At 41.0% G+C, this 6,446-nt stretch carries 4 protein-coding genes; all 4 read left to right on the top strand.

Features of this window, described 5'->3' with window-relative positions:
* Nucleotides 1-182 precede the first annotated feature (182 nt).
* The 4 genes from AAA942_RS19385 (at nucleotide 183) to AAA942_RS19400 (ending at nucleotide 5,882) form a co-directional block, all read left to right on the top strand.
* Nucleotides 183-1,070, top strand: a complete 888-nt coding sequence (locus tag AAA942_RS19385; RefSeq protein WP_338221958.1) for a hypothetical protein — start codon at nucleotides 183-185, stop codon at nucleotides 1,068-1,070.
* Nucleotides 1,071-1,155: 85 nt separating this feature from the next.
* Nucleotides 1,156-2,427, top strand: coding sequence for an adenylosuccinate synthase (locus AAA942_RS19390; RefSeq protein ID WP_338221959.1), 1,272 nt, complete (start codon nucleotides 1,156-1,158; stop codon nucleotides 2,425-2,427).
* Nucleotides 2,428-2,523: 96 nt separating this feature from the next.
* Nucleotides 2,524-4,863: a PKD domain-containing protein gene (locus AAA942_RS19395; protein ID WP_338221960.1), complete on the top strand. Its 2,340-nt coding sequence runs from the start codon at nucleotides 2,524-2,526 to the stop codon at nucleotides 4,861-4,863.
* The gene (locus AAA942_RS19400) at nucleotides 4,860-5,882 is read left to right on the top strand and encodes a PorP/SprF family type IX secretion system membrane protein (RefSeq protein ID WP_338221961.1); all 1,023 of its coding nucleotides are present in this window, start codon (nucleotides 4,860-4,862) and stop codon (nucleotides 5,880-5,882) included. Before AAA942_RS19395 ends, AAA942_RS19400 begins: the two co-directional genes overlap by 4 nt.
* Nucleotides 5,883-6,446 lie beyond the last annotated feature (564 nt).

Below are 6,446 nucleotides of genomic sequence, written 5' to 3' on the forward strand. Positions count from 1 at the left end.
TTTTTTTTGAATTTTCTGAGAGGAAAGAGGTTTTCTTGGGATTCAGTGGACTTAGCAGCGACTATTTGCAAAGTTTAAGTTGGAGGAATAGGTCAAGCGGGCTGATTTATAATTATGTAAACCATAGTTTTGATTCACTTTTTTTTGAAAATGACTCGCTTATCATCAAACATGGAGTCCAAATGGAATTTGATGGTCATGGCTCTGTTCCGCGATTTTATTCTTTTTTCTCTATGTCTGATTCTATATTAATTTTTTCGGGTAAGGAATTGATAATCAAGAGTAGTCTTTCCAGCCAAACACAAAAAGTTCACTTAAAGGAATTTTCGATTTTTGATCTTGAAAACCCTTTTCAAAACATTGCTTATTCACCATTTTTTTCTCTTGAATGTAACTACCAGGATGCTAATTCAAACAGAGCTTACTTTTTTATCCAAGACTCCAGAAATAAAATCTTTGATTTGGTTTGGTACGATATTTCCGAAAATGAATTTCAAAAAGTGCCTTTAGAGATTGAAAATGAGGAAATCAATCAAATGATTTTGGAGGTGGACCTTGGAAAAACCAAAATGGCTCCCAATTTAAGCCCTGAACTTTTTGTTCATCAGGATAAAGTGATTATTACATATCCGTTCAAAAGTGAATTTCTTGTTTATGATATATGGAAGAATGACATTCAAAGAATTTCCCCAAAGACTTTTGGTTTTCCTGAAAGAATAGAAGCTCCTATTGAAATTAAAAATGAGGTAAGCTTCAACGAGGCGTTGGAGCTTATCAAAAATGAAAATATGAAAGGTAGATTTGGGTCTTTTAGTTTTCTGGAAGAGGAAGAAATTTTCTTTCGCATGATTAAAGGGCGCTCCCAAGGTGAAGTAAAAAATTTTGATTTATACCTTGAGGTTTTTAATCAAGAATTCGAAAAAATCGGAGAGCAAAATTTATCTGATTTAAATCCGGATTTGGATAACCGATATTTTTTAGTCAATGATAAAATTGCCTTTGTTGCCAAGGATCAACCGGACGAAGACGTGATGTACTTCTACTACCTCAATATCCGCCGTTCCAAATAATTGTCCTTTTTCACTTGGTTTTCTTTGCCCTTATCGCAAATTTCGCCTTTTAAAAAATCAATCAACAGGCTAAAAAGCACATCAAATGAAGATGGATGTATTGCTGGGTCTCCAGTGGGGAGATGAAGGAAAAGGGAAAATTGTGGACGTTCTTGCTCCTCAGTATGAGGTGGTTGCCCGTTTTCAAGGCGGCCCCAACGCGGGTCATACTTTGGAATTTGACGGTATCAAGCACGTTCTGCATCAGATTCCTTCAGGGATTTTTCGCTCCCAAATCCTTAACATCATCGGCAACGGGGTGGTTTTGGACCCAATTATTCTCAAAAAAGAGATCGAAGGCCTGGGTAAATTCTCCATTGATTACAAAAAGAATCTGGTAGTCTCCAAAAAGGCTACGATTATCATTCCTACCCATAAACTTCTGGATGCTGCCTACGAGCAATCCAAGGGGGATAAGAAAATCGGCTCTACCCTAAAAGGAATCGGACCAACCTATCAGGATAAAATCGGAAGATCCGCGCTTAGAATAGGGGATATCCTCAGTCCTGATTTCAGGGAAAAATACCACACCTTGCTTGCTAAGCATAAGACCACACTTTCTTTCTATGATTTTTCTTTGGTTGCACTTCCGGAAATGGAAAAACAGTTTTTTGATGCAGTCGAATTCATCAAGACCCTCAACCTGATCGATAGCGAATATGTAGTCAATGAAGCTTTGGCAGCCAAGAAGAAGATTCTTGCTGAAGGTGCTCAGGGCTCCTTGTTGGATATTGACTTTGGTAGCTATCCATATGTCACCAGCTCCAATACCATGACTGCCGGTGCCTGTACTGGACTGGGCGTGGCTCCATCACGAATTGGAGAAGTTTTCGGAATTTTCAAAGCTTACTGTACTCGAGTAGGTAGCGGTCCTTTCCCAACCGAACTTTTCGACGAGACGGGAGAAGCCATGAGAAAAGAGGGGAATGAGTTTGGCAGTACCACAGGAAGACCGAGAAGATGCGGATGGTTGGATTTGCCCGCATTGAAGTACTCCATCATGATCAATGGGGTAACTCAACTCTTCATGATGAAGGCCGATGTCCTGAATATTTTCGAAGAAATCCTGGTCTGCACCCATTATGAACTTCCAACCGGTGAAAAAATCGATCGCCTCAGCTTTGAAATTGCAGAACTGGATGTCAAGCCAGTCTATAAAAAGATGAAAGGATGGAATTGTTCGTTGAAAAATGTCAGTTCCTATGATCAGTTTCCTGAAGAATTGAAATCTTACGTGACATTTTTGGAGGAAGAGCTCCAAGTTCCGATTAAGTTGGTCTCTGTAGGACCGGATCGGACCCAAACCATCCTAAGGTAATATCTTCTCAACCTGTAAAAGCTCCTGGAATATCTTCAGGAGCTTTTGTTTTATAGGGAATTTGTAAGTTATTTCAGGATAATTAGTTTAGTAAAAGTGAAGCGGAAAAATCTTGTCGGGGTGTTGTTTTTTTGGCTGATGCTGATGTCATCAGCGTCTGGACAGATAGGTTTTCCCTATTGTGAAACTTTTCAGACGCCCAATACCTTAAGCGAGACTATTTTTGGAGGCGACGCCCGGCTGACTGAGGGCGTGCTTCGGCTGACTTCCAATCAGCTCAACCAAAGAGGATATGTATATATAAATGTACCTTTTCCCTCTACCTATGGTTTAAAAGTAGAGTTTGAATACTTTAGCTACGGAGGGGTTGGACAATTTTTGGCCGATGGATTGACAGTTTTCCTGTTTGATGGGGATTCTCCTAATTTTAGTCCCGGTGGATTCGGAGGTTCTTTGGGCTATGCCCAAAGAGACGGGGAACCGGGCCTATCCAATGCTTATTTAGGAATCGGATTTGATGAATTCGGGAATTTTGGTGTGGCCAATGAAGGTAAAGTAGGTGGGTTCCCCTCTATTGCTCCCGATTCGAGAGCTCCTGATGCTATTGTCTTGAGGGGGCCGGGGAATGGCACAAGTGGGTATCCTTTTGTAGTGGGCAGAAGGACCATGGAGACAGGAAACGATGGATTCAATCCCGGGGCGCAATTCCCAATCAGTTCAGGCGGTGCCGGAACCAGTAGAGTCACTGACCCCAATCAGATTGGCTATAGAAAAGTCTTTTTGGAACTCCAGCCAAATGATGACGGGCCTGGATATTTTTTGACCTTAAGAATGATGGTTACTACCCAATTGAATCAACCAAGGGTAGTCACCATATTTGACAGGCCATATTATTTTCCTGCACCAAAAAATTTGAAAATTGGCTTCACCGGCTCTACGGGTGGATTCTCTAATTTTCATGAAATAAGAAATCTCATCGTGGAGGTGTCCAATGATGAGGCCTTGAGAACTCCAGAAGGGATAAATATTGAGGATTTTACCTCCTGTGCCGGCCGTGAAAACCAATTTTTCATCAAAGATGCTGATGTATCTCTTCCTAATGAAAATAGTACCATCCGTTGTTTGCAGTTTTTTCGAACCAAAGAAGATATCACCAAAAACGAAGGTGACATATGTACTCAGGCAAGATGCTTGGAGCAAAATAGGTTTTTGGTGCTTCCGGAAGGAGTATTCAGAGCAAGTGACAATGCAGGAGGATTTACCTTTACTCCAAACGAGGAGTTTATCGGTCAAAAGGTCGAGGTATTTTATACCATAACTGATAATTACGGGAAAACTTCAGATGGCAATTCTATCACCTTGGATATTTTTGAGTCACCCGAGCCAATTGGGATTTTTGTAGATGGAAGCACCGATTCTGAAGAGCAGGTTGAATTATGTCCCGGAGGAAGTATACTCCTTCAGGGAAAAGGAGAAGAGGAATATGTCAGCTACCAATGGTTGAAAGATGGACAGGAGCTAGAAGGTCAAGTATCAGATAGCTTTATAGTCAGCGAAGAGGGTGAATATGAAGTGTTAGGATTCAACCTGAAGGGTTGTCCGGCTTTCTCTCAAAAGCTCGTGGTTTCATTTCCAGAATTGCCCGAATTATCGTTTTCAGACCCTTTGGTTGGGTGTGAGCCCGGGCAATCATTGGATGTGACATCATACATTCCCGGTTTTGATACAGAGAATTTTGATTACTTACTTTCCTCAGAGAGGCGGAGCTATTTAAATGAGGAGATAAGTCAGGTGAATTTATCAGGACTTTATGACCTTCAAGTCAAACCCAAGGATTTGGATTGTTATTCTGAACCCATCCCTGTAGAGGTTTTTATTCAAGAACAGGAATTGAGTGTAGATTTTGATTTTGTGGTCGAAGGAACGGATATCAAAGATGAGACAACAGGAGGGGTGTTTCCTGATGATCCGATTGCATTTACAGACTTATCAGATCCGAGAGCCGTAGAATGGAGTTGGGACTTTGGAGATGGGAATACCTCTTCCGAAAAGAATCCCATTCACGTTTTCGGAAAAAAAGGGGTTTTTGAAGTCATTTTAATCATATCGGATAGATGGGGCTGTGAAGAGCAAATGACCAAAACGGTAGAAATCACTCGTAGCTATAGGGTAATGATTCCCACTGGATTTACCCCAAATGGAACACAAAATCAGACTTTTTTACCCAAGTGGAAAGGCTTGGTTTCCATCGAACTCTTGGTATTTAATACTTGGGGGGAATTGTTATTTAGTGCTACGGACCTGGATACAGAAGGATGGGATGGAACTTTGGAGGGAAAGCTGTTGGATGCTGGAGTCTATGTTTATAAATTCTCTGGCATAGCCACCGATGGTGAAAGAGCTAGTGAAAGCGGGAAATTCAGGTTGATCAGATGAAAAGACTTGCGCTGCTCCTTTTTATATGTGTTAGTACTTTGCATCCAGGCAAAAGTCAGGATATTCAATACAGTCAGTACTATGCTAATCCCATCTACCTTAATCCAGGTAGTGTCGGTAGCACTGGAATGAGTAGAGTAGGGATAAATTTTCGGAATCAGTGGCCTGCTTTGGATCAGACTTTTTTGGCATATACAGCATACTATGATCAATATTTTGATCAGATCAATTCAGGGATTGGATTGATTATTCAAGGGTCGAGCGAATCCTTTACCCAAACTCAGCTTTTTGAAATTGGGTTGGTGTATAGCTACCGTCTTCAGCTTTCGGAAAATGATTTTATTCAGGCGGGGATTCAAGGCAGCTTTGTTTCCAGAGACGCCTTATTTGATCGGGTAATTTTAGGTACTCAATTGGATATTGATCGTGGAGTGATTTTGGGTCAGCCTGGGGAGGCCTTCGAGGGTGACAGTCAGATCCGGTCTGCAGATGCCCATGCCGGATTAATGTATTATGGAAAAAAAGTATGGTTTGGTGTGGCTGCTGCCCATTTACTTCAGCCGGAGATTAGCTATTTGGTAGACAATTCCAATCAACTTCCTATCAAATACGGCATTCACGGAGGCTATAGATTTAATCTGGCACCAGGTGATATCAATGATTATTTCAATAATTGGGATCAAGAGCGATCTGTAGCCATTGGTTTTAACTACAAACAGCAAGGACAATTTTCTCAATTGGATGTAGGGGCCGAGTTTTTCTTCGAGCCGCTCCTATTGGGGGTTTGGTATCGAGGTTTACCGACCAAATATGAGCTGCCAAATAATGAGTCTGTGGTAAGTTTAGTGGGTATAAGTTTCGATTCAGGGTTGGAAGTAGGATACAGTTATGACTTTCCTGTTTCCAAACTGGGGTTAAATGCTTCAGGTGGTGCCCATGAAATATCTGTTCGCTATGTTTTTTCCACTAAGGATCCTAGGAAGAGGTACTTCGCTCCATTGCCTTCATTTAGATACTGACAATTCCTTTTTTTTTAAAATTTTATTTGGTTTGTATTGATAAATACTTGAGCTAAGAGGTGTTTTGGGTTGGAAATCATTCTCAATAAGAAAGAAAATTTTACACTTCATTTTCAGTGCATTATAGAATTTGCAAAGTTTTTTCTGAATTAAGCCTTGCTATGAAATAAAAAAGGGAGATATTTGCACTCCCAAACGACGCGGAAGGCGTCGGGGTTGATTTGAGAGGATTGGGGGGATATGGAGTAGTTGAGCAGGGGGAAAAAATATTTTTAAAATTTCTTCTTGCCGGGTAAAAAATATCGCGTACCTTTGCAGTCCTGTTCGAAAGGAACGGGTCAAAAAAAGCGAAAAGCGAAAGGAAAAAAGCCGGTGATGCGGCTGGAATCCACCAGTTCTTGTGAAGACAAGAAACAAGTTCATTGAAGTGATGTAAGGCGAAAAAAATCTGATGAGCTAGTCGGGCTGATGTCTATGTTTTAGGCATCGGTTGAATAGACTAAGACAATTTACAATGGAGAGTTTGATCCTGGCTCAGGATGAACGCTAGCGGCAGGCCTAATA

Origin of the sequence: Algoriphagus sp. oki45, from assembly GCF_036245605.1 — a bacterium.
GTDB lineage: Bacteria > Bacteroidota > Bacteroidia > Cytophagales > Cyclobacteriaceae > Algoriphagus.